A 24,900-nucleotide genomic window follows, 5' to 3' on the forward strand; every position below is an offset into this window, starting at 1 on the left:
CTGTCTTAACCGCAATCACAATCAGGAAGTCGGTTTATCTGTTTTGAACCGATTTACCAGCTCAGATAACTCAGTCGCCACCATACGTAACTCCGCCGCTGTCGCGTTGGTTTGTTCGGCGGTTTCAGCCGCACTGTTGGCACCATCCAATACGTTGGTCACATTCTGATTAATATCTTCAGACACCGAGTGCTGCTCTTCTGTCGCCGTGGCAATTTGTGCCGCCATGTCATGAATTTGTCCGACCAAGCTTTGGATAGTATCAAAGACGCCCAAGGCCTCTTCCGTCGCCTCCGTGGTAGTTTGCGAGTGTTCCACACTGCCTTGTAGCTTTTCTGAAAGCTGATTGGTGCGCTGCGTTAATGCTTGCAAGAGTTCATCAATCTCTTCGGTTGATTTGGTGGTTTTTTGCGATAGCACCCGAACCTCATCCGCCACCACGGCAAACCCGCGCCCATGCTCACTTGCACGAGCGGATTCAATTGCCGCATTCAGCGCCAACAAGTTAGTTTGTTCAGCAATACCTCGAATGGTATCGAGCATGGCGGTGATGTTGTCGTTCTCTTTAGTGAGCTCTGACATGGCGCTATCCGCTTCATTGAGTGTGGTCGCCATTTCTTGCACCGCGGCACGGGTGTTATTCATCAGAGCCATCCCTCGCTCGACTTCCGATTGGCACTGCTGAGCCGAATCCGCCGTTTGATTACAGTTTTGCGAGACCTCGTTTGCCGTGGCCACCATTTGATGGAACGCAGTCGCAATTTGCTCTAACCCTGAACGTTGTTGGTGACTCGCACCGTCTAGCTGCTCGGCAAATTGGGTGGCGTGATCGGCGTGAGATGACAGCTTGGTGGACCTGTCCTTGATACCAATGATCAGCTCTTGAATCACATCCACGAACTGATTAAACGCACCCGCCGTTTTACCCAACTCGTCCTGGCTGCGAATCGGTAAACGCTTGGTCAAATCACCATCACCGCTTGCCGCATCACTCAGCCCATCACTAACGGCAATGATAGATGCCGATATACGTTGAATCATAAAGTAGCCAAGCACACCAAAGGCGATAACAAGGATGAGGCTGATGGATAAGATAACCGTTTGCAGCTGGGTGACCTGACCCAGAACTTCTTGCTGCGGCACAATCCCAATCAAACGCCAGCCACTCTCTGGTGCTTTGTATTGGTTGACAAAGTAGTCTTCCCCATCAAAAGAAACGGCTGTTAACGACTCACTAAAATTCCCATCGCTATATACACTTGCAACATTACGAGCCGGTTCAAAATTGTTATCTGGATTATTGGGATCAGCGAGCACAGTGCCCGTATCTTCTACCAGTACAATATAACCCGACTTGCCAAGGGTTACATCTCCTAGCATATTGGTGAGCGCTTCTAGGGTTACGTCAACACCAATCACACCACTTAGCCCATCTTGCGCAGGAAACTCCATTACATAGTCAAGCAACGGTGCCCCCGTACTGACATCTTGATAAGCTGGCACTCGTACCGCGTTGTTGCGATGACCTTGACCTGTTTGATACCACGGTCGTTGACGGGGGTCATAATCACCGAGCTCTCCCTGTGGCCATTGGATATAATCACCGTTACTCAACCCAAGAAAGACATAAGCGAAATCATCCCGTGAATTTCCCATGGCTTCTAATAACGCATAAGCCCGGCGCTCTGCTGGACTATTTTGTTTGGATGTCATGGATTGCGTATCGCCCATATAGTCGGCGACTGAGCTATCTAGCCCCTGTAGCGCCTCACTATTCGCTAGTACTTTAGCGTTAGCAGACAAACCTTGAAGGTAAAATGTAAACGCATTACCTATGTGCTGCATTTCTTTATATGAGCTCTGCTCATAACTTTGCAATGTACTCGTTCGAAACTGATAGAGTGACACAATAGCGATGATAAGCGTGGGCAGGATAACGCCTGTCAAGACAACAACGAGTAAACGTTTTTTAATACTCATACTGTTCTCCGTCAGCGACGACACATTGAAGCATTTTCAAAAAATAACGGCTTTGTTTTAAATTAGAACAGCTATTAATGACAATCTAGTTAATATCTAGTTTTGCCCTAAAACTCGCTAGAAACAAAGCTGAATTGCTAGTTTTATAGGCAATTAAAACGCTATTCCAGACATTAGTTGCATCTTACATGCAAAAATTATAAATTAGCATAATCTAAACAATAAGGAGCGATTGGGAATGAGTAAAAAAGACTACCAAGAGATTAACCAACAACAGTTAGCTCTCAACAAGCAATTTAAGGCACACAGCAGCGAGACACTGACTGCATTTGGCCAGCTTCATCGCGCCGCAATGGCAGAAGGCGATCTAGATGTAAAAACCAAAGAATTGATTGCCTTAGGCATCGGGATTGCCGCGCGCTGTGATGGCTGTATCGGTGCACACGTCGCCGCCGCTTTAAAGCACGGCGCGACTAAGCAAGAATGCGTAGAAGCAATTAATGTTGCCATTGTGATGGGCGGTGGTCCGTCGTTGATTTACGGCTCTCAAGCTCTGGAAGCCGTCGAGCAGTTGAGTGAGGCTTAACACTTAAAATAAACGACATTAAAAAAGCGCAGCCGCTGCCAACTGCGCTTCTTCATCTATATATAAGCCACCGATTTACCCGCGGTAATACCGCTGCGGCACAAACGGCATTTTTTCGACCGTCATAGGCAATTTCTTGCCACGCACTTCAGCGTATACCTCGGTGCCGGGGGCAATAAACTCAGGTGGGAGGTAACCCATCGCCACGGGCATCCCTTTAGTCGGGCCAAAGGTGCCACTGGTCACGATGCCAATTTGGTTGTCGTCCGCATCAAACAGTTTACTTCCTTCACGGACCGGCGCTTTGCTTTGACCGACTAAACCAATCCGCTTCCGACTCACCGCTTTAGTCGCTATTTGATCCAAAATGATTTGCTCACCAGGAAAGCCACCTGCGCGCTCACCATCAGCGCGACGAACTTTACTGATTGCCCAGATTAAGGTTGCTTCAACCGGCGTAGTGGTGGTGTCCAAATCATGACCATACAGGCATAAGCCACACTCCAAACGCAATGAATCCCGCGCACCTAAGCCAATCCATTCTACTGCCTCATCATCGAGCAACGCTTTTGCCAACGACGCCGCATGCTCGGCCGGCACCGAAATCTCAAACCCATCTTCGCCAGTGTAACCTGAGCGACTCACCACACACTCAATGCCGTTGACCGTAATAGGCTGAATATCCATAAAGACCATCTCACTGACCTGCGGGTTAAAGGTCGCCAGCACCTCGGCCGCTTTTGGTCCTTGCAAGGCCAGCAAAGCGCGATCGTCAACAACATCGACGGTCACATCCCCTTTAAGATTATCGCGCAAATGCTGAATATCCTGGGCTTTGCAGGCGGCATTAACCACCAAAAACAAGTGATCGCCTAAGTTCGCAATCATGAGATCATCAAGAATCCCACCTTGCTCATTGGTAAACACCGCATAACGTTGTTTTCCTTTCGGTAAATCGACGACGTCGACAGGCACCAATGTTTCGAGCGCTTTCGCGGCGTCATCACCATGGAGGCGAATTTGCCCCATATGAGAAACATCAAATAATCCCGCCTGTTCGCGGCAATGCAAGTGCTCTTTGCGCACCCCTAGCGGATACTGGACTGGCATTTCATAGCCCGCAAAGGGAACCATTTTTGCCCCCATATCAAGGTGCAAGCCGTGTAACGGGGTGGTTAGTAACTCTGCCATCATTCTCTCCATATTGTGCCTGCGGGCATCATGCCCACGTGAAGCAAGGCGTTTGTGTGGTCATTAAGAAGCGGTCACCCATAAGATCAATGCATCGGCGTCACTCACTGACGCCAACATGTGTCCCATGGTGGCGTCGTAATACACGCTATCGCCCTCATTGAGGGTAATCGCTTCATAAAACTCAGAAAAAAATTGAATGCTACCTTCAAGTACCAGCAAAAACTCTTCGCCGTCATGTCGGATCCAATCACTGTAATCCTCAAAAGCACGCGCTCTTACTCGCGATTTAAACGGCATCATTTTTTTGTTGCTTAACTGTGTGGCCAGTAATTCATGCTCATAGGTGCCGGTAGGGTGCGCTTTGCCCTGGCCCGCAAACGTCACATCTCGCCTTCCCGTTGCCTGCCGCTTTTTTGGCGGAGCAAATAACTGCGGGATATCAATGTTCAACCCGTGCGCGAGTTTTTGCATGGCTTGAAAGGTGGGAGATATCTGCTCATTTTCAATTTTGGACAACGTGGAACGCGCCAAGCCAGTGCGCTGGCTTGCTTCTTCAAGCGTTAACCCTAACCCAACCCGTACGGCTTTTAAACGCGGGCCCAGCCGCAATGGCGCAATGGGTTCGCGTGCCTCCCCCTCATGTTGCGATCGTTCTACCTGCATTGAGGGGTACACATCCTGTGTTGATTGATTGGTTGTCACCTAATTGTCGCCCCTATCGGTTATCTCACAGTATGACGCTTTAACGCCTTAACATTTTTAACAAAAAAGTTTCCTATCGGAAAATAGTGATGCCATAAACGTGACATAGCAAGCGAATTGGCACAGGCACGCTACGCGCTCTCTTCATCACCACCCTACCTCTGTTAAAATTAAATATCATAAAATCAATATATTATATATCCAATCACGAATACTGTTCCACGTAATCACTGACGAAAAGCGATGTTTTCATCGACATGGATTTGCAATTTACCCTAGCTTAAGATAAAAAGGCAAACGTTTGCGCTGTATTGATTGAGAGAGAAAAGGTGAGGTTTTGTCTTCAGGATCACAACATAGGTTTCTTATTGGAAATTTATTTTGCGGAAAAGTGAACGCTTAGGTACGTTAACAAAATGTTTAAATCAATGGTAAAGCGCGAGATCTCACCGCTCAACTGTTTGCTGTAACGTGAAGCAATGTCGGCAACACCCGTTGGCATGTAGGACAGTATAAATAATGATAAAAACGTACCTTACTGATCGAGGAGGCAGGCCATGAGTCACAGCATGTTTGACCTGTTCAAAATAGGCGTGGGGCCTTCAAGCTCACACACTGTCGGGCCCATGGTTGCCTGCGCACGCTTTTCGCAATTTGCGTCGCAAACGCTCGCGCTCGATATGATCCATCGTGTGAATGTCGATTTATACGGCTCTTTGGCGCTGACCGGAAAAGGACATGCCACGGATGTCGCTTGCGTGATGGGATTGATGGGCGAAATGCCCGCGACTATCGAATCAGATGAAATCGATACCATGACTAATATGGTTAAAAATGGTGGCGAACTGCCCTTTGCCGGCCGGCATTATATTCGATTTAACTGGGAGGCAGATATTGCCTTTCATTATGATCAGGTTCTCCCCGCGCATCCTAATGGCATGACTGTCAGCGCATATGATAAAGCCGGTGACTGCTTGACCAGCAAGACCTATTTCTCTGTCGGTGGCGGCTTTGTGGTCGAAGAGGGCGAAACGGATGCCTTGGCAACCAATTTCACGCCACCTTATCCATTTGATAGTGCGGCAACGCTGCTGGCGCAATGTGATCGAACCGGGATGAGTATTAGCGAATTGATGTTCACCAACGAAATTGCGCGCGCCCAGTATCATGACTCGGCAGCAACGCCTGAAACCGTCAATCAAGGGCTCGACCATATATGGCAAGTGATGCGTGAGTGTATTGATCGCGGGGTTCAACAAGGCGGCGTGCTGCCAGGCGGTTTGAACATCAAGCGACGCGCCAAAGGCATGTACGAGGCCATTCATGACAAGCAAGACCATGGATTACCGACAGATACCAATGATTGGGTCAACCTGTTTGCCATGGCAGTGAACGAAGAAAACGCCGCCGGTGGCCGAGTCGTCACCGCACCGACTAATGGTGCTGCCGGCGTGATCCCTGCAGTACTGGCGTATTACGATAAATTTGTATCGCCCAATAACCCTGAAGGCATCCGCACCTTTATGGCGACTTCCGCGGCTATCGGCTCTTTGTACAAGACCAATGCCTCTATTTCGGCAGCAGAAGTCGGTTGTCAGGGAGAGATTGGCGTGGCGTGCTCGATGGCAGCAGCCGGATTAGCCGCAGCCATGGGCGCAAGTAATCAACAAATTGAAAACGCGGCAGAAATCGGCATGGAGCATAACCTCGGCCTCACTTGTGATCCAATAGACGGTCTCGTACAAGTCCCTTGCATTGAGCGCAATACCATGGGTGCCGTGAAAGCGATTAACGCGACTCGGTTGGCAATGGGTGGTGACGGCCAACACCATGTCTCACTCGATAGCGTGATTAAAACCATGCACGAGACCGGCCTCGACATGATGAGCAAATATAAAGAAACCTCACAAGGTGGCCTCGCTACCAATGTGATCCCGATTAATGTTGTGGCCTGTTAGCCACCATCGCCAACAAGGAAAGCGAAATGAAACCGAGCTACCCGAATGTAGAATTGGAGCAGTTTTTCTCCACCAATTTATCGGAATCCGATGGTGCCGTGATGTCAGCCGTGCAAGCCGAACACAAACGCCAACAACAGCAAATCGAGCTTATCGCATCAGAAAACATCGTTTCGCAAGCGGTGATGCAAGCACAAGGTACTTGCTTGACCAATAAATACGCAGAAGGCTATCCAGGCCGTCGCTATTATGGCGGCTGTGAGCATGTCGATGAAGTCGAAGCCATTGCTCAAGCCCGTGCCAAACAGCTGTTTAGCTGCGAGTTTGTAAACGTGCAGCCGCACTCTGGCGCACAAGCCAACGGTGCCGTGATGCTGGCACTGCTGCAACCTGGTGACACTATTTTGGGTATGTCACTGGATGCCGGAGGCCACCTTACTCACGGGGCACGCCCTGCGTTATCAGGCAAGTGGTTTAATGCCGTGCAATACGGTGTTAATCAAGAAACTCTAGAAATTGATTATGACGATGTCGCGGCTCTTGCGCGTGAACACCAACCTAAGATGATCATCGCCGGCGGCAGCGCTGTCCCACGCCCAATTGATTTTGCTCGCTTCCGCGCGATTGCCGATGAAGTAGGCGCATATCTGATGATCGATATGGCACACATTGCCGGTTTAGTGGCCACCGGCGCCCATCCATCGCCACTGCCGCATGCGCATGTGGTCACCACCACCACGCATAAAACCCTGCGTGGTCCACGCGGTGGCATGATCCTCACCAATCACGAAGACATCAATAAAAAGATAAACTCGGCCGTGTTCCCCGGTCTACAAGGCGGTCCATTGATGCACGTGATTGCCGCGAAAGCCGTGGCATTTGGTGAGGCGCTAGAGCCTGAGTTTAAATTATATATTGATCAAGTGGTTGCTAACGCCAAAGTACTGGCCGAGGTTCTACAAACGCGTGGCTGCGACATTGTCACGGGCGGCACCGACACTCATCTGATGTTGGTTGATTTGCGCCCGAAAGGTCTAAAAGGCAACCAAACCGAACAAGCACTCGAGCGCGCGGGGATCACTTGTAACAAGAACGGTATTCCATTCGACACCGAGAAGCCAATGATCACATCGGGTATTCGCCTCGGTACACCAGCCGGCACCAGCCGCGGTTTCGGCACCGAAGAATTCCGTCAAATCGGTGAATGGATTGGCGATGTATTAGATGCCCTAGTTGAGGAACCAGACGGCAACGCTGAGGTTGAAGCGCGGATTCGTAAACAAGTACAACAGCTATGTGCCCGCTTCCCGCTTTATCGTCAATAAAGGCACAGCAATAAATAACCATATATCAATTACTTAGGATTATGAGGCAGTAGACTAGTATTTGCCTCAATTTACAATGTAAATTGCTCATAAATCGAGCAGTTCGTAATTTAGCAGGAGAGTAGTAAATGGACGCGACACTGAAGTATTCCGAAAGCCATGAGTGGGTCAAAGACAACGGCGATGGCACAGTCACCATGGGGATCACTGATCATGCCCAAGGCCTACTTGGCGATGTCGTGTTTGTCGATCTACCTGAGGTGGGTGACAGTACTGAAAAAGGTGAAAGCTTTTCTCTGGTGGAATCGGTAAAAGCCGCCTCTGATATCTATGCACCGGTTGATGGTGAAGTTGTCGCCATTAACGACGATTTAGAAGACAGCCCAGAGTTAGTTAATGACGAACCTTTTGAGGGCGGCTGGATTGCCAAGATTAAACTCGCTGACGACACCAACTTGGATCATCTGATGGATGCGGATGCTTATGCCGCCGCCATCGACGACTAATTCAGGACGAATATCATGACTAAAACGCGTTTACTCGATAGCTTAGTGGCTGATAGCGATTTTATTGCTCGCCACAATGGACCGGATATCAAACAACAAGACGCTATGCTGGCGGCGATCAATGCCACCAGCCTTGAGCATGTGATTGAAGAAACCGTTCCTGCGGATATCCGTTTGCCGAAGCCGCTTAATCTGAGTGCGCCGAAAAGCGAAACCCAGATGCTGGCGGAACTGAGCGACATTGCTACGCAAAATACGATAAAGCGTAGCTTGATTGGCCAAGGTTACTACCACACTCATACCCCACCGCCTATTTTACGTAATGTGCTGGAAAACCCTGGCTGGTATACCGCTTATACGCCCTATCAGCCCGAGATCTCGCAAGGCCGATTAGAATCCTTACTGAACTTCCAGCAAATGGTAATGGACTTAACGGGGATGGATTTGGCCAACGCGTCGCTGCTCGACGAAGCCACTGCCGCGGCGGAAGCCATGACCCTGTGTAAGCGTGGCGGCAAGCACAAAGGCAACGCCTTTTTTGTTGCCAGCGATGTGCACCCACAAACCTTGGATGTGATTAAAACGCGTGCCAACTTCTTAGGTTTTGACATCATTGTTGATGACACGGACAAGCTGGATCAGCACGATGTATTTGGCGCCCTACTCCAATACCCCGGCACCACCGGCGAAGTGCGCGATCTCAGTGCGCTTATCGCAGAAGCACAAAGCAAGAAGACGCTGGTCGCGGTTGCTACCGATCTGCTTTCACTCACTTTGCTTAAAGCGCCGGGTGAAATGGGCGCGGATGTAGTGATTGGGTCGGCACAACGCTTTGGTGTGCCTATGGGTTACGGGGGCCCACACGCCGCCTTTATGGCGACACGCGACAAGCTAAAGCGCACCATGCCTGGCCGAGTGATTGGCGTATCGGTCGATAGCAAAGGCAACCAAGCCCTGCGCATGGCGATGCAAACGCGTGAGCAACATATTCGCCGTGAAAAAGCGACTTCCAATATTTGTACCGCTCAGGCCTTGCTGGCCAACATGGCTGCTTTTTACGCGGTGTATCACGGTCCAGAAGGCTTAAAGAAAATTGCTCGCCGCGTGCATCACCTCGCCGCGCTGTTCGCCAAATCGGTACAAGCAGCCGGATTGAGCCTCGCGCACGATAGCTTCTTTGATACCGTGACGTTTAACACGGGCGAGCAAACCGATGCCTTGTACCAACAAGCGCAAGATGCTGGTTTTAACTTGCGTAAACTGGGTGGCCAGCTCGGCGTGAGTTTTGATGAAGCGAGCACACTGGCAGAAGTCAATCAATTGCTTACCGCACTCACTGGTCAAGGCAATGCAGAAGCCGTGGCGAGCGACATTGAAGCTGATGAATTGGCCGCGATCCCTACCGTATGCCGCCGCAGCAGTGCGTACCTGACACATCCCGTCTTTAACCGCTATCACAGTGAAACCAAGCTGATGCGGTATATGAAGGCGTTGGAAAACAAAGACTTCTCTCTCACCCACGGCATGATCCCGCTGGGCAGCTGTACCATGAAGCTGAACGCCGCGGCCGAAATGATCCCCGTCACCTGGCCAGAGTTTGGCGCCCTGCACCCGTTTGTGCCATTGGAGCAAGCCAAAGGCTATCAAACTCTGGGTAAATCACTGCGTGACATGCTGTGTGAAATCACCGGGTACGACGAGATCTCCATGCAGCCGAACTCAGGCGCGCAAGGGGAGTATGCGGGATTAATCGCGATTCAGCGCTACCATGAAAGCCGTGGTGACAGTCACCGCAACGTGTGCTTGATCCCAAGCTCCGCCCACGGTACCAACCCTGCCTCCGCAGCCATGGTCTCAATGAAAGTGGTTGTAGTTGGCTGTGATGACGATGGCAACATCGACATTGATGATCTGAAAGCCAAGATCGATAAACACCGAGATGCGCTCTCGTGCATTATGATCACCTACCCATCGACACATGGTGTGTACGAAGAAACCGTGCAGCAAGTGTGCGAGCTGGTGCACGAGGCAGGCGGCCAAGTTTACTTGGATGGCGCCAACATGAATGCGCAAGTGGGGCTGACAACGCCGGGCTACATTGGCTCAGACGTCTCGCACCTCAACCTGCACAAAACCTTCTGTATTCCCCACGGTGGCGGCGGCCCAGGTATGGGACCGATTGGCGTGAAATCGCACCTTGCGCCTTTCCTTCCCGGTCATGTGGAGCAAGGCGACGAATTTGCCGTCTCGGCTGCACCTATGGGTAGCGCCTCGATTCTTCCTATTTCATGGGCGTACATCGCCATGATGGGTGAACAAGGCCTGACGCGCGCGACCGAGTTGGCGATTCTCAGTGCCAACTATGTGATGGAACGTTTGCGTCCTTACTACCCTGTGCTTTATCGCGGCAAAAATGGACGCATTGCGCACGAATGTATTATCGATATTCGTCCTCTCAAAGAGGCATCCGGCATCAGCGAAGAAGACATTGCTAAACGCTTGATGGATTATGGCTTCCACGCGCCGACCATGTCGTTCCCTGTCGCGGGTACGCTGATGGTTGAGCCGACCGAAAGTGAAAGCCAAGAGGAATTGGATCGCTTCTGTGATGCCATGATTGCCATCCGCGAGGAAATTGCCAAGGTACAAGATGGTGAATGGACGCTGGAAGACAACCCATTAGTCAATGCGCCCCACACCCAAGCAGACCTGATGGCTGACGAGTGGTCCCACGCTTATTCACGTGAGCTGGCTTGCTTCCCATCCGCCCATAACAAGGCAAGCAAATACTGGCCATCGGTCAACCGTGTCGATAACGTCTACGGTGACCGTAACTTGATTTGTTCTTGCCCTAGCATTGAAAACTATATGGATGAGTAATCCGTTCCGCTCGCGGAAAGAGTGATGTTAAAGGCGAGCCGCTCGGCTCGCCTTTTTTATGAATGGCTTTCTCTGGGCAAACGTTGACATAAGGGTATGAACTTTTAAATGTCGCTGACAAACGCTTGACAGATTGTTCTCCGAACACCGCTACATTCTGTGCCATCTGAAAAAGCAGTATTAAGGCACACTATGAAACCTATCGCTCTCGGTCTCCTGCTCGCACTTGGTCTCACCACTCAAGCGGTGGCGCAAGAAAAAACCAGCATCTCGGCGGGTCTCGCCGTTGATCAACAACTAAGCGCTGTACTGGAAATCGACGATCAATACCGTTTTACCCTCGGCAATGATGGCACCGCGTTTGATTATCTTTTTCAACAAGGCACTTTTGATAATCCCGATATCCCGGTTGATTGGTATGTAGGCGCTGGTGGCTGGGCCGAGTGGGACGACGACTATGGCGTTCGTTTACCGATAGGATTAGATTGGGAAATCACCAAGCAGATCACTGCCTACGGCCAAGTCCATCCAGAGCTTAACTTCCACGGCGGCCCAGAGTTGCAACTTGGCGGCGCGCTGGGCGTGACGTATTCATTCTAGTCACAGCAAGCGGTCATCTAAGCGTAGGTTAATGTCGTACTGAAAGCAGTCATCTATCTAAAAGGATCCACTATGCTCTCATTTTTAAAGCCGAATCCGGTTAAAAAGCTAAAAAAGCAGTACGACGCCAAACAACAACAAGCCTTTGAAGCTCAACGCAATGGCGATATCAGAGGATACTCACTACTCACCGAAGAAGCGGAAAAGATTGACCAACAGATTAAAGCCTTGGAAAACAAGGCTTAGTAACTTGAAGAAGGGTTAAATTGCCGTTTTACCAAGCGCTGGTATAAAGGGCAGCGTGCCAACAACTCGGTATGACTGCCCACATCCACCAACTTACCTTGATCCATCACCACAATGCGATCAGCATGTTGAATGGTCGACAAACGATGAGCAATAATCAAGGTCGTTCTATTGCGCATCAAGGTGGCCAATCCTTGTTGTACCGCATGCTCACTTTCACTATCCAGCGCGCTGGTGGCTTCATCGAGCAATAAAATCCGTGGGTCCTTGAGAATTGCGCGGGCAATCGCAATTCGCTGCCGTTGGCCGCCCGAAAGCCGCACACCACGCTCGCCCAAAAAGCTGTGATAGCCGTCCGGTAATTGCTGAATAAAGCCGTCAGCGTGCGCTTGAACTGCCGCCTCTTTCACCGCTTGCTCACTGGCGTCTGGCCTGCCGTAGCGGATGTTTCCTATCACATTATCGCTAAACAATGCCGGTTGCTGCGGCACCAATGCCATTTGTTGGCGCAAGGCTTGCGGGGACAAGCGGCGAATATCTTGTCCTCCCAGCGTAATCGCACCCGACTGCGGATCGTAGAAGCGTTGCAGTAACTCAAAGACCGTCGTTTTTCCGGCCCCCGATGGCCCCACTAACGCCACGACTTCACCAGGCTGAATAGCAAGGTTCAGCGTATCAATCGCCGGCTGATGGGGCCGCGTGAGATAATGAAAGTGCACCGCTTCAAAGCGAATATCATTGCTCAGTGATTGGGCATCAACAATCGGTGAGGTAGCGGGAGTACGAATATGACTTTGCACGTGTAAAAGCTCCACCAAACGCTCCGTCGCGCCAGCCGCGCGCTGCAACTCCCCCAGCACTTCCGACAAGGTGGCCATGGAAGAGGCAACCATGATGGCGAAAAACACAAAGGCGCCCAAATCGCCTGCCGACATGGTGCCTTGAATCACATCGCGACCGCCGACCCATAACATCCCTGTAATCGCGCTGAACACAATCACGATCACCCCGGAAATGAGAATGGCTCTTTGTTTCACGCGCTCGCGACCAATTTGATAGGCACGTTCCACCTCTTGCCCAAATGCGGCTTTGGCGTGATCTTCTACCGCGAAGCTTTGCACGGTTTTAATATTGGTGATGGCTTCACCGGCATAGCTGCCCACATCCGCCATCGAATCTTGGCTTTGCCGCGACAACGCCCGCACGCGACGGCCATAGATAAGTATGGGCACCAAAATAAAAGGCACGGAGGCCAGCACAATTAAGGTCAGTTTAATATTGGTGGCAAACAGCATGATGATAGCGCCCACACACAGCAACGCACTGCGCATCGCCATGGAAAAAGAGGAGCCGATGATGTTTTGCAGCAAGCTGGTATCTGTGGTGATCCGCGACATAATTTCGCCGCTGCCGTGGGTTTCAAAATAACTCGGATGCAGATCAATCACATGATCAAACACCGCTTGGCGAATATCGGCACTGACCCGCTCACCTACCGATGACACCAGATAGAACCGGAAAAAGGTGCCGATCGCGATTAATACCGTGATCAGCAAAATAAACTGTACCGCATTACCCAACTCAACCAGTGATTGCTGTGCAAAGCCTTGGTCGATCAAAAGCCGAACGCCGTGTCCGACGGAGAGTGTTAATGATGCGGTAAAAACCAAAGCCAGCAATGCCGCGCTCACTTGCCAACGGTAAGGGCGGATAAACGCAATAAGCTCCCACAATATAGTCAGGTTTTTACTGTTGCGATTCACGGCAGATTGTTTCGATGAGGTATCCGTTGCGGTTTGATTTGCCATAAGTTCACTTAATGCTGTCCTTGCATGTTAGCGTGTTATTGCCTGACGAACATTCCTATTATGAATGCTTTGGCCACTATAAGCTGTTATAGCTCGCTATTTCTCTTTCTTTGAGCAGCTAATCCCACGTTTCAAAGGTGTCGTTGAAATTATACAAAACAGTCAATATAATCATCACACCAAATTTTTAGGGTTTTCCTGCCTAATAATCTCACCTTTGAGAAGCTATTATGAGGTAAACTCTAGTTGCAACACTTTTAATCAAAAGGATTACCATGAAAAAATTTATCGCTATTGCTGCACTTGCTACCCTTCCACTCTCTGGCGCGGCATTGGCAGATTCAGATATCGGCTGTGGTCTCGGCACAATGGTATTTGATGGTCAACAAGGAAAGGTTTACAAAGTACTCGGCGCCACCACAAACGGCACCTCTGGTAACCAAACCTTTGGTATCACCTTTGGTACGCTGGGCTGTGATGGCACAGGCACCATTGATTCGCAGCAGAAGCTAGCCATGTTCATTGACGGAAACATGGACAACCTAGCGCGTGATATCGCACGTGGCGAAGGCGAAACGTTGGCAACGCTTTCTGAAGTTTGGGGCATCAAAGATGCAGACAAAGCAGCATTTAACGACGTTGCTAAGCAAAACTTTGCATCGATCGTAACCTCTGATCAAGTCACTTCACAAGAAGTACTGACCAACCTAAATACTGTTGTAGCGCAAAACGAGCAGCTTTCAACGTATAAAATTTAAGCGGTATAACGCTTGACGGTTATCCGCCAAACAGTGGCGGTTATTAAGTACGAAAGTGCCCTACTTGGGCACTTTCATGTTTCTGGACGTGAATCGTTGTACTGATATGAGACTTATTCATTCTCGCACCTCGCTATTTGTTCGTCTTAGTCTCATCATTCTTTCTCTCTTTAGCGCGCCGGCTTTTGCGAGTACGCCTGATTTTACCAACACGGCTACGTTTGCTAAGACCGCTACTGTTACGAAAAATAGTGACTTTGATATTCCCTCCTTGGCCAACCAAGCATACTGGCTAAAACTGGTTCACTATCTACCTAACACGTTATCAGGCTATGAAAGTACGGTTGATTCAGAAGATTTTTTCCTTGCCGCTAACGGAAAGACACACCCGCAACAAGAGCTAGCAGCGACAATTAATGCGCTTTACCATGCCGATGCCTCCGTTGCAAAAGCAGCAAGGTGTCAATATCCCGCGCGTTTTACATGGCTCGAGTCTAAAGCAGGACGCACTGCACAACTCGATTGCCCTGAACTTGAGCGTTGGCAAAAGGTGCTTGATCCAGATGGCATGACGCTGGTTTTTCCAACGGCATTTATGAACAATCCCTCATCAATGTTTGGCCATACGCTGTTACGAATTGACGCACAAGATCAAACACGAAATAAAGAATTGGTGGCATTTGCAGTCAATTTTGCTGCCGAACCCAGCCAAGATGACAATGCCGCCATGTATGCCGCAAAGGGGCTGTTTGGCGCTTACCCGGGGCAATTTACTGTGATGCCTTATTATCGTAAGGTTCGCGAGTATAACGACATTGAGTCGCGAGATATTTGGGAATATCTCCTTAACTTGTCCGAGCAAGAGGTAAATCGTGTATTGCTGCATTTGTGGGAGATGCAAAGCGCGACCTTCGATTACTACTTTCTTGACGAAAACTGCTCATACCAACTGCTCGCATTGCTTCAGTTGGCTCGCGATGATTTAAGTTTGGTCGATGATTTCCCGTTTCAAGCGATCCCGTCAGATACAGTAAAAACGCTAGCCAGTAATGACTTGATTGAGACACCGAGTTTTCGTGCCTCGTTTGGCACTCGCCTATTAAATATGTCGCAACAAGCCTCTCCTGCGGTGTTTGAAGCCGCGAAAAAAGCGAAAAGTGGCCATTTCCCTGACCATCAGCAATATACTGACGAGCAATTGGCCGCTATTTATGAATTTGCTTACGAGTGGCTCAATTTTGATTTTTATGATCAAGCACTTCCTAGAGATCCCTATGCGCAGCGCCTCACTAAATTACTCAGCATGCGCAGCCAAGTCAGTGCAGCCTCTCCGTTTGAGTCCGTAGCTAATATCAATGTATCGCCGGATAAAGGGCACGGCTCTACACGTATTGGTTTTGGAGCAAGAACCGCAAAAAACGGTCCAGATGCCCTCTCGCTTGAATGGCGCGCGGCATACCATGACTTAATGGATCCCCAAGATGGCTTTGTGCCCGGCGCACAAATCAGCTTTGTTGATGTCGCTATCAGTCACGATGAAAACGGTAATACGCAACTGGATAAGCTTTATCTGATCGATGCAATGACAATCGCGCCGAAAAAACGGGTTTTCTCTAGTCTATCGTGGAATATCCGTGCAGGCTTTGACCGTTTACCAGGCACCGAGAGACAAGATAGCCGTTGGTTTGCCCAAGGGGGCGTAGGTCAGTCGTGGGGAGAAAGTGACGGTTTACATGCCTACGCTTTGTGGTCAACAGCATTAACTCATGGCGACGCCAGCGATAACCAATTTAATCTAGCAACCGGCATAGAATCAGGATTGCTATGGCAACTTGCTGATGACCATCGTCTCGGCGTGCAAGCACAGTATCTGCCGCTGCTTAATCGTTCCTCCCTGACACAATCACAAGTCGATATGACTTGGAACTGGCGCGTCACCGATGATTGGTCTATTCGCAGTAAAGCACGCTACCAGCACTGGGAGAACGAAGAGATGAGTGGTCACATTACTAGCTATTTTTACTTTTAAACACCTCAAATCGTATGCCGTCCTATCGGACTGACAGCAAAGAAATAGCACGCATCCCCTAAAACCAGCGGGTCTAATAGCATTCAAGATTAACGGCCCGCTTTCATAACAAGTTACTCCTCGGTTTTCCCTCAGCGTGTTTATATCCTTCCCTCACAATTAATAACCTTTTTATCATCTAAATCGTCTACGCTTAGCTTAATGTTGTTACAAAACACCTTTGCGCTAGTTCATAAGCGCGATGAACAGGAAAGCAGATGATGAAAGATCTTAGTGTTGTCAAAAAAATAGGGCTCAGTTTTATTGCCGTTTTTATCGTTTTTGCCTCCGTTGCCATCATGTTTATGCTCGGCCTATCGACGATAAGTAAAGATATCACACAACTTTCAAACAAAAGTCTCCCCTCGGTATCAATATTAAAAGGCATTCAGGTCGACATCACCAAAGTCCGGAAAGATGAATTTTCACTGCTACCAAACAGCGGTAACCCAAAAATATCGCAATGGTTAAACGATCTCGACCAATGGCGTGCCGATGTACAAGCTGGGATCAAAGCTTATCAAGCTCTGGACCTCACATCACAAGAGAAACAATCATTTAATGTGTTTAAGAAAACGTGGAATCAGTACATTAAGGAAACCCAGTCTTATAACCAGCTTTTAAGAAATGACGATCCTGACAAAGCGAATGAAGTCGTGTTAGCCAGTTTTGGGACCTATTCCGATGCGCTAAAAAGCTTGGATAACACACTCGAACTAAACGATGACTTAGTAAAGCAAATTGGGGCAGAAGCCCAGAGTGCAGCAACCACCGCTCAGATAAATGCAGCCATTGGAACACTTGTGATCATTTTAGTGATTATGGCTGCATCTATTCTGCTTTCTCGCGCTATCTCTCGCCCAGTCGGTAAAGCGCTCGCGTTTGCATCGAGTATTGCCAAAGGTCAGCTCAACAACAAATTTGATGAAAAGGACTTGTCCAAAGATGAGCTTGGCTCCTTACTCAAAGAATTGGTGACGATGCAAAACAATCTTCACGGATTGGTATCAGAAATTAACGATTCTACCATTCAGCTAACTGCCGCCGTTGAAGAGGTGAGTGCGATTTCATCTCAAAATGCGTCAGGTATGCAAAACCAGCAGCAAGAGCTTGGATCGGTGGCGTCAGCGATGACCCAGATGCAAGCCGCTGTCAGTGAAGTGGCACAAAATACCGAAGAAGGCGCAACATCAGCGCATTCGGCAGCAGATATAGCAAAAAAAGGGAATGGTTCATTAGCCGATGCGATTAGCATTATTGAACGCGTATCTAGATTGATGCAAGACTCAGAGACGTTAACAGAGCAACTTAAAACAAGCTCCGAAGACATTAATGTCGTGGTTGATGTGATTCGTGGTATTGCCGAGCAAACTAACTTACTGGCTTTGAATGCGGCGATAGAAGCAGCCCGTGCCGGTGAGCAAGGCCGAGGGTTTGCTGTGGTAGCCGATGAGGTTCGCTCACTGGCACAGCGTACTCAAGAATCGACCGAGCAAATCGTTAATACCATCGAGACACTGCAAATAAACACGACTAAGGTCCGCGAATCGAGCCATGAATGCCAAACAGGCATTACGCAATGTGTAGAAACGGTCAGCGATACCGGCGAACAAATGCGGGAAATTGAAGTCTCTGTTGATGATATCGCCCAACGCAGTACCCAAATTGCTACCGCCTGCAGTGAGCAAAGCTCTGTCTCTAACGAGCTTAACCGCAGCGTTGAGAACATTAATAGTGCCTCAACGGAAATGGCCGAGGGGGCAACGCAAACAGCGATTGCCTGTGACCAAATCAGCAATCTTGCGCATAACTTAAAAACACGCATGGAAACATTTAAGCTTTAGTACATTATCTGATGCGTGCTATTTCTCCTGCACGATACTCGTTCAATGTTTTAGAACAAGATGCACAAGATTACGCCGTGTTCGCACGGCGTTTTTGTTTCTACACTGCATCTATTGTTCAGCGTCACCGCTGTTCAACATCGAATCAGTGAGGAGAAGCGTTATGATTACAGTACGTCATGCCAGCGATCGCGGTCAGGCTAACTTTGGTTGGCTACAAAGCCGCCATACCTTTTCATTTGGTAGCTATTACGATGCCCATCATATGGGCTTCTCTGCACTACGTGTGATCAATGATGATATCGTTTCGCCTGGCGCGGGCTTTGATACCCATGGACACCGTGATATGGAAATCATCAGTCTGGTGCTGGAAGGAGCAATAGAACACAAAGACAGTCAAGGCAACCGACAAACTCTACCCGCTGGCGAGTTCCAGCTGATGTCGGCTGGGCGTGGTATTTATCACAGTGAATATAATGCCTCGTCATCCCAGCCATTGCGTTTTTTACAGATTTGGATTGAACCTAACGAAAGAGGCGGAGAGCCAGGCTATCAGCAAAAAGATTTTGGCAACCAAGCCGGCTTTACCGTCATTGCGACGCCAACGGGTGAGAATGGCTCGTTAAAAATAAAACAAGAGGCACGTTTGCTGCAACTTGTCTTGGCGCCGAGTGAGTCTGTTACCTTCGCTTTGGAGGCAGGACGCAACGCCTATGTGCATCAAGTCGTGGGCACTCTTAAGGTTGAAAACACATCTCTTTCTCCCGGTGATGGCGCGAAAGTCGAAGATATCCGTCACATCACCTTTAGTAATGTCGGCAACGAAATCAGCCAAACACTGGTATTTGATTTACCCTAAAGTGCCGATTAACGACTCAAAAAGACTCGGCCTGCAGGCTTATTTGCGCCACAGGCCTAATGCTATGTACACTGCGCGCCTCTTGTTAATATTTGAGGCCGTATGCTGACTCTATCCAACAAAGTAGCGATTCCCGACAGTGAAATCGAGCTCACGGCCATCCGCGCCGCTGGGAAAGGCGGACAAAACGTCAATAAAGTGTCGAGTGCCATTCATTTGCGCTTTGATATTCACGCCTCGTCACTGCCTGATGCCTACAAAGCACGCTTAATGACACTGTCCGATTCACGCATCTCCAAAGACGGCGTCGTGGTGATAAAAGCGCAAAACTACCGCACCCAAGAGCTAAACCGAGAAGACGCGTTAGAACGCCTCGCTGCGCTAATTAAAAGCGCGATGGTGGAGCAGAAAAAACGCAAGCCAACTCGGCCAACCAAAGCGTCACAACGCCGCCGCGTAGAATCCAAAAAGCGTAAGAGCCAGACTAAGTCTTTGCGCGGAAAAGTGGCGCCGTGACAAATCCCATTGGCTTAATGATCAATATAAAGATAGCTTTGCCAACTTTTCATGCGAATCAGGATCTTTCTCATTATTGATACATGATGTACACGATCCGAATAAACCGCAACCTCAAAACTCGCCCCAAGCGGTAATTGATGAGCCATGGCGTCATCGTCAAGCTTGAGGGACACCAGTGCGCGTCCGTTTTCTTTAAACGCATCGGTACCGATTAAGCTCCCTTGTGCACGAAACTGACTCTCTGCGATCGCAGGTAGAACCTCAATCACTTCACCTTGGAATACCCTCCCCGGCATGGAAGGAAAAATAAATTCAGCCTCAAATCCAGGAGCCAAGCGCTGAAGAGAATTTTGCCTAAATGCGGCAGTAAATATTCTCTCTTCGTCATGGATAAACGTCATGACAGGCGATAAAGGAAACGGCACCGCCATCATTCCAGGACGTAATGACAATTGTGTCACAAATCCATCTGTTGGCGCCCTAGCCACCGTTTGCTCTAAATTAAACCGCGCTTTTCTGTACTCTGACAGTAAACGCGCAACAGTGGTGTTTTGACCTCCTATCTGTGAATTTAAAGCAAGGTTAGCTTGATTAAGCCGTGCCTCAGTCACATTAATGGCTTCTTCAGCGGATAAATAGGCTTGTCTTTTTGTATCAAGCTCCTGTTCAGTAAATGCACCTTTATTGAAGCCTTTTTGATAGCGCTCGTATTCTCGCTTTGCTTTGTCCCGCTCAGAAATGGCTCTTCGTCTTTCCGCTTCGGCCTCCAATACCGTGGATTCTAAGCCGAGTGCATCTTGACTCGCTTCTTTAATTTGCGCCTCTATTTTATCTACTTCCGCTTGGAACGGAGTCGGATCCAGTTTAAATAAGACGTCACCTTTTTCGAGAGGTTGGTTGGCTTTTACGGGAACATCAATCACGCGACCACGCACCCCAGGGACAATCGGGGTTGTTGAGAACGCTTGCTTGCCGAGTTGTGTAAACGGATGGTTGTAATTCATTAATAACGTCATGGCCCCCACGATCACAATGCCACCCAAAATTGCCGTAGGTATACTCCATTTGTTCAAAGGAATTTTGAATATTTTAAAGATAGCGATGCAGATCGCCGTATAAGTCATGATAAGCAGTAGGTCCATTAGTCATTCTCCTGCTTTTCTTGGGTCATCGTTTGGTCGTTTTGTTGTTGCTGTTGCTGTTGCTTGAGGGATTCAACGTCACTTTTCAGCTGTTCGATTCGCTCGCTCAACTGTGTAACATGATGATTAATATCATGCTGCTCTTCTTTTAATGTCGTGAACCCCCAACCGCGATCCTCACGCCATAACGTTGCCCATATCCACAAAAAAGGCCATAGCGTATGAAGTGTAAACAAGCTTATCCAGCCCGCCACATGGATAGCATCTTGTTGGGGATGATTACGCCTTTTCGCAATTTCATAAGGAATGTCATGAATCGCAATCACGCCATAAAAAATAACTAAAACCACAAAAACCAACATCCCAAGAGCAATATAATCTAACGCCATAGAACACTCACTAAACAACGAATTAACAGTCATGTTATGGTTAAACGTAGCACATACATATTCGGTATAGGGCTTTATCGAGACTCACCAATTTTCACTTGCTTATCAGTGAACAGATTGCTCTAATGTTACTTGTAACATTTTCGGCTAGTGCATGAGATGACAGAAAAAAGAAACCGGGCCACCTTACAAGATATTGCTGACCGCGTCGGGATGACCAAAATGACAGTCTCGCGCTATATGCGCAATCCGGAGTCAGTCGCCCCTGCGACACGCGACAAGATTGCGGCGGTGATTGAAGAATTGGGATACATACAAAATCGTGTGCCCGCGATGTTATCTAAATCATCGAGCAAAGCCATTGGAATTGTGCTTCCTTCATTATCTAACCAAGTCTTTGCTCATTTAGTCCAGGGCATTGAACGCGTGACTAAGGCACATGGCTACGACATTTTGATTACGCACGCCGGCTATAGCGAGCAGGCAGAGGAAGAGAAAATTGCCTCTTTGCTCTCTTATCAAGTGGATGGCTTAATCCTCACTGAAACTAACCACACCCCACGTACGTTACAAATGTTAAAAACCGCCGCCATTCCTGTGGTAGAAACCATGGAGCTTCCAGAAACGCCGATTGATATGGCAGTTGGGCTTGATCATGAGCAAGCCGCTTATGATGCAGTTCAAACGATGATCAACAAAGATAAAACGCAGATTGTGTATTTGGCGGCTCGTCTGGATACCCGCACTCAGCTGCGGCAAAAAGGGTACGAACGCGCGATGACACAGGCAGGACTCACTCCTCGCTGTGTTGCCACCGAGGAGCATTCTTCATTCAGCTTAGGCGAGACCTTACTTAACCAAACCTTGGCTCAGTATCCAGATTGTGACGGGCTGTTTTGTACCAATGATGACCTCGCCGTCGGTGCGTTACTTGCCTGTAAACAGCAAGACATTGAGGTACCTAAAACGCTTAGCATTGTCGGCTACAATGCGTTGGATATTGGCACTGTGGTCAGCCCAAGACTCACCAGTGTCGCGACGCCCCGAGAGTTAATCGGTGAGCGCAGCGCGACACTTTTGATTCAAGCATTAAGCGGTGAAACTATCACCGAAAAAGTGCATGCTATCCCACACACCATCACAGACGGTGGCAGCTTGTAACCATCACGGTTGACCGAGCGATCACGGAAATAGATATGTCGCCCCTTCATCAGCGCGAGACACCTGCTGACGCGCCGCAGCAAACAAATCACGTCCCCAGGTTGTAGCAGCTTGAGGCGTATTAGCTACATATCGTTGAGATAAGTCAGCATGGCAGGTCAATACGCCAGTATTCGCGTCCAATGTGATCAGATCGCCGTCTTGAATGGACGCCAACGCACCGCCATGCATGGCTTCCGGACAGACATGCAAGGCCGCAGGGACTTTGCCTGACGCGCCGGATAACCGGCCATCTGTTACCAGTGCGACCTGATAACCCATTTTTTGCACATTGCCGAGAATAGGCATGAGTTTATGGAGCTCTGGCATCCCATTAGCAGCAGGGCCATTAAAACGCACCACCACAATCACATCTTGGTTGAGCTCACCGCGTTGATAGGCCTGCTCGACCTCGTGCTGACACTCAAACACCCGTGCGGGCGCACAAACTACGCGATGCGCGGGGTCAACCGCAGATACTTTGATCACCGCGTTACCCATATTGCCAGACAGCATGCGCAAGCCACTGGTTGCACTGAAGTGTGAACCGGGCTGGGCAATGACCGCTGTGTCGGTTGATGGGGTGGCGGTTTCCCAAACAAGCTGCCCCTGATCTAATCGTGGTGTGGTCAGCTGGTCGCTAAATTGGCCGACGGCAGGCAAGGTATCAGCATGCAATAACCCTAGCGCATGTAAGTGAGCCATTAACGTCGGTACGCCTCCGGCCGCTTCAAAGGCATTAATATCGGCCGGCCCATTGGGGTAGACTCGAGTCAGCAAGGGCACTATACGAGAGAGCGCATCAATATCTTCCCACGTTAGGATAATCCCTGCTGCTCGCGCCATGGCCACCAAATGGATGGTATGATTGGTGCTGCCGCCTGAAGCCAACAACGCAACCACACCATTCACCACGCTTTTTTCAGTCACCACATCGGCTAATGGTCGGTAAGTTGCACTTTCGGCACACTGAGAGGCTAACGCTGTCGCTGCATAGCAAGTCAACGCTTGGCGCAACGCTGAGTCTGGTGGGACAAAGGCAGCGCCAGGTAAGATTAATCCCATCGCCTCGAGCACCAGTTGATTGGTATTGGCCGTACCATAGAAGGTGCAGGTTCCCGGGCTGTGATAAGCCTGACATTCCATGGCGAGTAATGCGTCTTTGCCTACTTCGCCTGCCGCATAGGCTTGACGCACCGCCACTTTTTGATCATTGCTGGTGCCCGTTGTCATTGGGCCGGAGGGAATAAATAAGGTAGGTAAATGGGCGTAGGCCAGCGCGCCCATCAATTGTCCCGGTGCAATTTTATCGCATACACCAAGCAATAATGTTGCGTCATACACATTGTGACTCAGCGATATCGCAGTCGCCTGTGCAATCACATCACGTGAAAACAATGACATTTCCATTCCCGGTTGGCCTTGGGTCACTCCATCACACATCGCAGGCACACAACCTGCCACTTGCGCGGTATGACCTAACGGCAGCAAAGCGGCTTTGATCTGATCAGGGTAGTCAGCATAGGGCGCGTGCGCGCTCAGCATATCGTTATAGGCGCTGATAATCGCCACATTGGCGGTGGTCATATCCAGCATGTGCTGTTTGTCTTGTTGGCACGACGCCGCCACCGCATGCGCCATGTTACCGCAAGACAGACTGGTACGCGCTTTCCCGGTATCGGCTTGCTGTTGAGTCCGATGCAAAAACGCGATGCGCGTCGGTTGGCTGCGCTGGCATAACGCCTCTGTCACTGCCATCAATGTCGGATGTGTCATTCGGCATCCTCCTTGTCTTTTAAAGCGTTCACTGCACGTGTCACCACAGTATCAATGTCTGCATCAATGCCGACTCGGACCACATCAGGCTCATCGTCACCCGGCACCTCCAACGTGGCAAACTGGCTATCCAGCATATGGGTTTTCATAAAATGCCCTTTGCGCGCTCGAAGCCTTGCGAGGATCAACGCATAATCTCCGTCCAAAAACAAAAAGGTAACGTTCTGATTGCCATCTCGGATCTGGTCTCGATAGCGGCGCTTTAAGGCTGAACACACAATCACGCCATATTCATGTTTATGCTCCAAACTAAAAGCGGCATCGCTAATCCGGCCCAGCCAGGGAGTTCGGTCATGATCATCAAGCGGCTTACCCGTCGCCATTTTTTCGATATTCGCACGCGGGTGTAAGTCGTCTCCATCAATAAACTTTGCCCCTAAGCGCTGTGCCAACTTTGCGCCAAGGGTGCTTTTCCCCGAGCCACTGACGCCCATCACAATCACACTGCCAATTGCCATACCCACTCCTTAGCGAGATTTTAACCAGATCTCATTTTTGAT

Annotated in this window: 21 protein-coding genes; 13 read left to right on the forward strand and 8 right to left on the reverse strand. The window is 49.4% G+C overall.

Annotated features, from left to right (window positions below):
- Nucleotides 1–21: 21 nt before the first annotated feature.
- The gene (locus HLG76_RS04960; RefSeq protein ID WP_175993202.1) at nucleotides 22–1,980 is read right to left on the reverse strand and encodes a methyl-accepting chemotaxis protein; all 1,959 of its coding nucleotides are present in this window, start codon (nucleotides 1,978–1,980) and stop codon (nucleotides 22–24) included.
- A 238-nt stretch (nucleotides 1,981–2,218) separates the two neighbouring features.
- On the opposite strand from HLG76_RS04960, the gene HLG76_RS04965 reads away from it, so the two are divergent.
- Entirely contained in the window at nucleotides 2,219–2,566 is a 348-nt protein-coding gene (locus HLG76_RS04965) for a carboxymuconolactone decarboxylase family protein (protein WP_077460919.1), read from the forward strand.
- 75 nt (nucleotides 2,567–2,641) lie between these two features.
- On the opposite strand, the gene gcvT is transcribed toward HLG76_RS04965, so the two are convergent.
- Nucleotides 2,642–3,760, reverse strand: coding sequence for a glycine cleavage system aminomethyltransferase GcvT (gene gcvT / locus HLG76_RS04970; RefSeq protein ID WP_028569629.1), 1,119 nt, complete (start codon nucleotides 3,758–3,760; stop codon nucleotides 2,642–2,644).
- Nucleotides 3,761–3,820: 60 nt separating this feature from the next.
- Nucleotides 3,821–4,423, reverse strand: a complete 603-nt coding sequence (locus HLG76_RS04975; RefSeq protein WP_051109680.1) for a helix-turn-helix domain-containing protein — start codon at nucleotides 4,421–4,423, stop codon at nucleotides 3,821–3,823.
- Nucleotides 4,424–5,019: 596 nt separating this feature from the next.
- Here HLG76_RS04975 and HLG76_RS04980 point away from each other — a divergent pair.
- The 6 genes from HLG76_RS04980 (at nucleotide 5,020) to HLG76_RS05005 (ending at nucleotide 11,977) form a co-directional block, all read left to right on the forward strand.
- Entirely contained in the window at nucleotides 5,020–6,420 is a 1,401-nt protein-coding gene (locus HLG76_RS04980; protein WP_175993203.1) for an L-serine ammonia-lyase, read from the forward strand.
- Between the two features lie 26 nt (nucleotides 6,421–6,446).
- Nucleotides 6,447–7,745 (forward strand): serine hydroxymethyltransferase, encoded by a 1,299-nt coding sequence (locus tag HLG76_RS04985; RefSeq protein WP_077460915.1) that lies wholly within the window; start codon nucleotides 6,447–6,449, stop codon nucleotides 7,743–7,745.
- A gap of 128 nt (nucleotides 7,746–7,873) precedes the next feature.
- Nucleotides 7,874–8,251: a glycine cleavage system protein GcvH gene (gcvH, locus tag HLG76_RS04990; protein WP_021022957.1), complete on the forward strand. Its 378-nt coding sequence runs from the start codon at nucleotides 7,874–7,876 to the stop codon at nucleotides 8,249–8,251.
- Nucleotides 8,252–8,266: 15 nt separating this feature from the next.
- On the forward strand, nucleotides 8,267–11,131 hold the full coding sequence (gene gcvP / locus HLG76_RS04995) for an aminomethyl-transferring glycine dehydrogenase (RefSeq protein WP_175993204.1): 2,865 nt from the start codon (nucleotides 8,267–8,269) through the stop codon (nucleotides 11,129–11,131).
- 192 nt (nucleotides 11,132–11,323) lie between these two features.
- Nucleotides 11,324–11,731 (forward strand): hypothetical protein, encoded by a 408-nt coding sequence (locus HLG76_RS05000; protein WP_077668964.1) that lies wholly within the window; start codon nucleotides 11,324–11,326, stop codon nucleotides 11,729–11,731.
- 72 nt (nucleotides 11,732–11,803) lie between these two features.
- A complete protein-coding gene (locus HLG76_RS05005) occupies nucleotides 11,804–11,977 on the forward strand; it encodes a DUF6435 family protein (RefSeq protein WP_108743183.1) in 174 nt (57 codons plus the stop codon).
- Here the strand turns inward: HLG76_RS05005 and HLG76_RS05010 are convergent.
- Entirely contained in the window at nucleotides 11,974–13,785 is a 1,812-nt protein-coding gene (locus HLG76_RS05010; RefSeq protein ID WP_175993205.1) for an ABC transporter transmembrane domain-containing protein, read from the reverse strand. The two genes, HLG76_RS05005 and HLG76_RS05010, sit on opposite strands and share 4 nt — an antisense overlap.
- A gap of 275 nt (nucleotides 13,786–14,060) precedes the next feature.
- On the opposite strand from HLG76_RS05010, the gene HLG76_RS05015 reads away from it, so the two are divergent.
- From HLG76_RS05015 to arfB, 5 genes are all read left to right on the forward strand, one after another.
- Nucleotides 14,061–14,543, forward strand: a complete 483-nt coding sequence (locus HLG76_RS05015; RefSeq protein ID WP_021022964.1) for a DUF3015 domain-containing protein — start codon at nucleotides 14,061–14,063, stop codon at nucleotides 14,541–14,543.
- A 106-nt stretch (nucleotides 14,544–14,649) separates the two neighbouring features.
- Nucleotides 14,650–16,572 (forward strand): DUF4105 domain-containing protein, encoded by a 1,923-nt coding sequence (locus HLG76_RS05020; RefSeq protein ID WP_217706490.1) that lies wholly within the window; start codon nucleotides 14,650–14,652, stop codon nucleotides 16,570–16,572.
- A gap of 257 nt (nucleotides 16,573–16,829) precedes the next feature.
- The gene (locus HLG76_RS05025; RefSeq protein WP_175993206.1) at nucleotides 16,830–18,455 is read left to right on the forward strand and encodes a methyl-accepting chemotaxis protein; all 1,626 of its coding nucleotides are present in this window, start codon (nucleotides 16,830–16,832) and stop codon (nucleotides 18,453–18,455) included.
- Nucleotides 18,456–18,618: 163 nt separating this feature from the next.
- Nucleotides 18,619–19,314: a pirin family protein gene (locus HLG76_RS05030; RefSeq protein WP_175993207.1), complete on the forward strand. Its 696-nt coding sequence runs from the start codon at nucleotides 18,619–18,621 to the stop codon at nucleotides 19,312–19,314.
- 102 nt (nucleotides 19,315–19,416) lie between these two features.
- Nucleotides 19,417–19,830: an alternative ribosome rescue aminoacyl-tRNA hydrolase ArfB gene (gene arfB / locus HLG76_RS05035; protein ID WP_021022988.1), complete on the forward strand. Its 414-nt coding sequence runs from the start codon at nucleotides 19,417–19,419 to the stop codon at nucleotides 19,828–19,830.
- Between the two features lie 14 nt (nucleotides 19,831–19,844).
- Here arfB and HLG76_RS05040 read toward each other — a convergent pair whose 3' ends face one another.
- The gene (locus HLG76_RS05040; protein ID WP_175993208.1) at nucleotides 19,845–20,975 is read right to left on the reverse strand and encodes an HlyD family secretion protein; all 1,131 of its coding nucleotides are present in this window, start codon (nucleotides 20,973–20,975) and stop codon (nucleotides 19,845–19,847) included.
- A complete protein-coding gene (locus HLG76_RS05045) occupies nucleotides 20,975–21,364 on the reverse strand; it encodes a DUF3302 domain-containing protein (RefSeq protein WP_175993209.1) in 390 nt (129 codons plus the stop codon). Before HLG76_RS05045 ends, HLG76_RS05040 begins: the two co-directional genes overlap by 1 nt.
- 159 nt (nucleotides 21,365–21,523) lie before the next feature.
- On the opposite strand from HLG76_RS05045, the gene HLG76_RS05050 reads away from it, so the two are divergent.
- Nucleotides 21,524–22,525: a substrate-binding domain-containing protein gene (locus HLG76_RS05050; protein ID WP_077460904.1), complete on the forward strand. Its 1,002-nt coding sequence runs from the start codon at nucleotides 21,524–21,526 to the stop codon at nucleotides 22,523–22,525.
- Nucleotides 22,526–22,546: 21 nt separating this feature from the next.
- Here HLG76_RS05050 and edd read toward each other — a convergent pair whose 3' ends face one another.
- A complete protein-coding gene (edd, locus tag HLG76_RS05055; protein WP_175993210.1) occupies nucleotides 22,547–24,340 on the reverse strand; it encodes a phosphogluconate dehydratase in 1,794 nt (597 codons plus the stop codon).
- Nucleotides 24,337–24,858, reverse strand: coding sequence for a gluconokinase (locus HLG76_RS05060; protein WP_077576110.1), 522 nt, complete (start codon nucleotides 24,856–24,858; stop codon nucleotides 24,337–24,339). Before HLG76_RS05060 ends, edd begins: the two co-directional genes overlap by 4 nt.
- Nucleotides 24,859–24,900 lie beyond the last annotated feature (42 nt).

It is taken from the genome of Salinivibrio sp. EAGSL, assembly GCF_013366455.1.
GTDB classification, from domain to species: Bacteria; Pseudomonadota; Gammaproteobacteria; order Enterobacterales; family Vibrionaceae; genus Salinivibrio; species Salinivibrio costicola.

Excerpts from the sequence above, each read along its gene's own strand:
- HLG76_RS04960 (WP_175993202.1), bottom strand. The coding sequence starts at position 1,980 with ATGAGTATTAAAAAACGTTTACTCGTTGTTGTCTTGACAGGCGTTATC.
- HLG76_RS04965 (WP_077460919.1), top strand. The coding sequence starts at position 2,219 with ATGAGTAAAAAAGACTACCAAGAGATTAACCAACAACAGTTAGCTCTC.
- HLG76_RS05010 (WP_175993205.1), bottom strand. The coding sequence starts at position 13,785 with ATGGCAAATCAAACCGCAACGGATACCTCATCGAAACAATCTGCCGTG.
- HLG76_RS05040 (WP_175993208.1), bottom strand. The coding sequence starts at position 20,975 with ATGGACCTACTGCTTATCATGACTTATACGGCGATCTGCATCGCTATC.
- gcvT (WP_028569629.1), bottom strand. The coding sequence starts at position 3,760 with ATGATGGCAGAGTTACTAACCACCCCGTTACACGGCTTGCACCTTGAT.
- HLG76_RS05030 (WP_175993207.1), top strand. The coding sequence starts at position 18,619 with ATGATTACAGTACGTCATGCCAGCGATCGCGGTCAGGCTAACTTTGGT.
- HLG76_RS04985 (WP_077460915.1), top strand. The coding sequence starts at position 6,447 with ATGAAACCGAGCTACCCGAATGTAGAATTGGAGCAGTTTTTCTCCACC.
- HLG76_RS05015 (WP_021022964.1), top strand. The coding sequence starts at position 14,061 with ATGAAAAAATTTATCGCTATTGCTGCACTTGCTACCCTTCCACTCTCT.
- HLG76_RS04980 (WP_175993203.1), top strand. The coding sequence starts at position 5,020 with ATGAGTCACAGCATGTTTGACCTGTTCAAAATAGGCGTGGGGCCTTCA.
- HLG76_RS04975 (WP_051109680.1), bottom strand. The coding sequence starts at position 4,423 with ATGCAGGTAGAACGATCGCAACATGAGGGGGAGGCACGCGAACCCATT.
- gcvH (WP_021022957.1), top strand. The coding sequence starts at position 7,874 with ATGGACGCGACACTGAAGTATTCCGAAAGCCATGAGTGGGTCAAAGAC.
- HLG76_RS05020 (WP_217706490.1), top strand. The coding sequence starts at position 14,650 with ATGAGACTTATTCATTCTCGCACCTCGCTATTTGTTCGTCTTAGTCTC.
- HLG76_RS05060 (WP_077576110.1), bottom strand. The coding sequence starts at position 24,858 with ATGGCAATTGGCAGTGTGATTGTGATGGGCGTCAGTGGCTCGGGGAAA.
- HLG76_RS05025 (WP_175993206.1), top strand. The coding sequence starts at position 16,830 with ATGATGAAAGATCTTAGTGTTGTCAAAAAAATAGGGCTCAGTTTTATT.
- arfB (WP_021022988.1), top strand. The coding sequence starts at position 19,417 with ATGCTGACTCTATCCAACAAAGTAGCGATTCCCGACAGTGAAATCGAG.
- HLG76_RS05050 (WP_077460904.1), top strand. The coding sequence starts at position 21,524 with ATGACAGAAAAAAGAAACCGGGCCACCTTACAAGATATTGCTGACCGC.
- HLG76_RS05005 (WP_108743183.1), top strand. The coding sequence starts at position 11,804 with ATGCTCTCATTTTTAAAGCCGAATCCGGTTAAAAAGCTAAAAAAGCAG.
- HLG76_RS05045 (WP_175993209.1), bottom strand. The coding sequence starts at position 21,364 with ATGGCGTTAGATTATATTGCTCTTGGGATGTTGGTTTTTGTGGTTTTA.
- edd (WP_175993210.1), bottom strand. The coding sequence starts at position 24,340 with ATGACACATCCGACATTGATGGCAGTGACAGAGGCGTTATGCCAGCGC.
- gcvP (WP_175993204.1), top strand. The coding sequence starts at position 8,267 with ATGACTAAAACGCGTTTACTCGATAGCTTAGTGGCTGATAGCGATTTT.
- HLG76_RS05000 (WP_077668964.1), top strand. The coding sequence starts at position 11,324 with ATGAAACCTATCGCTCTCGGTCTCCTGCTCGCACTTGGTCTCACCACT.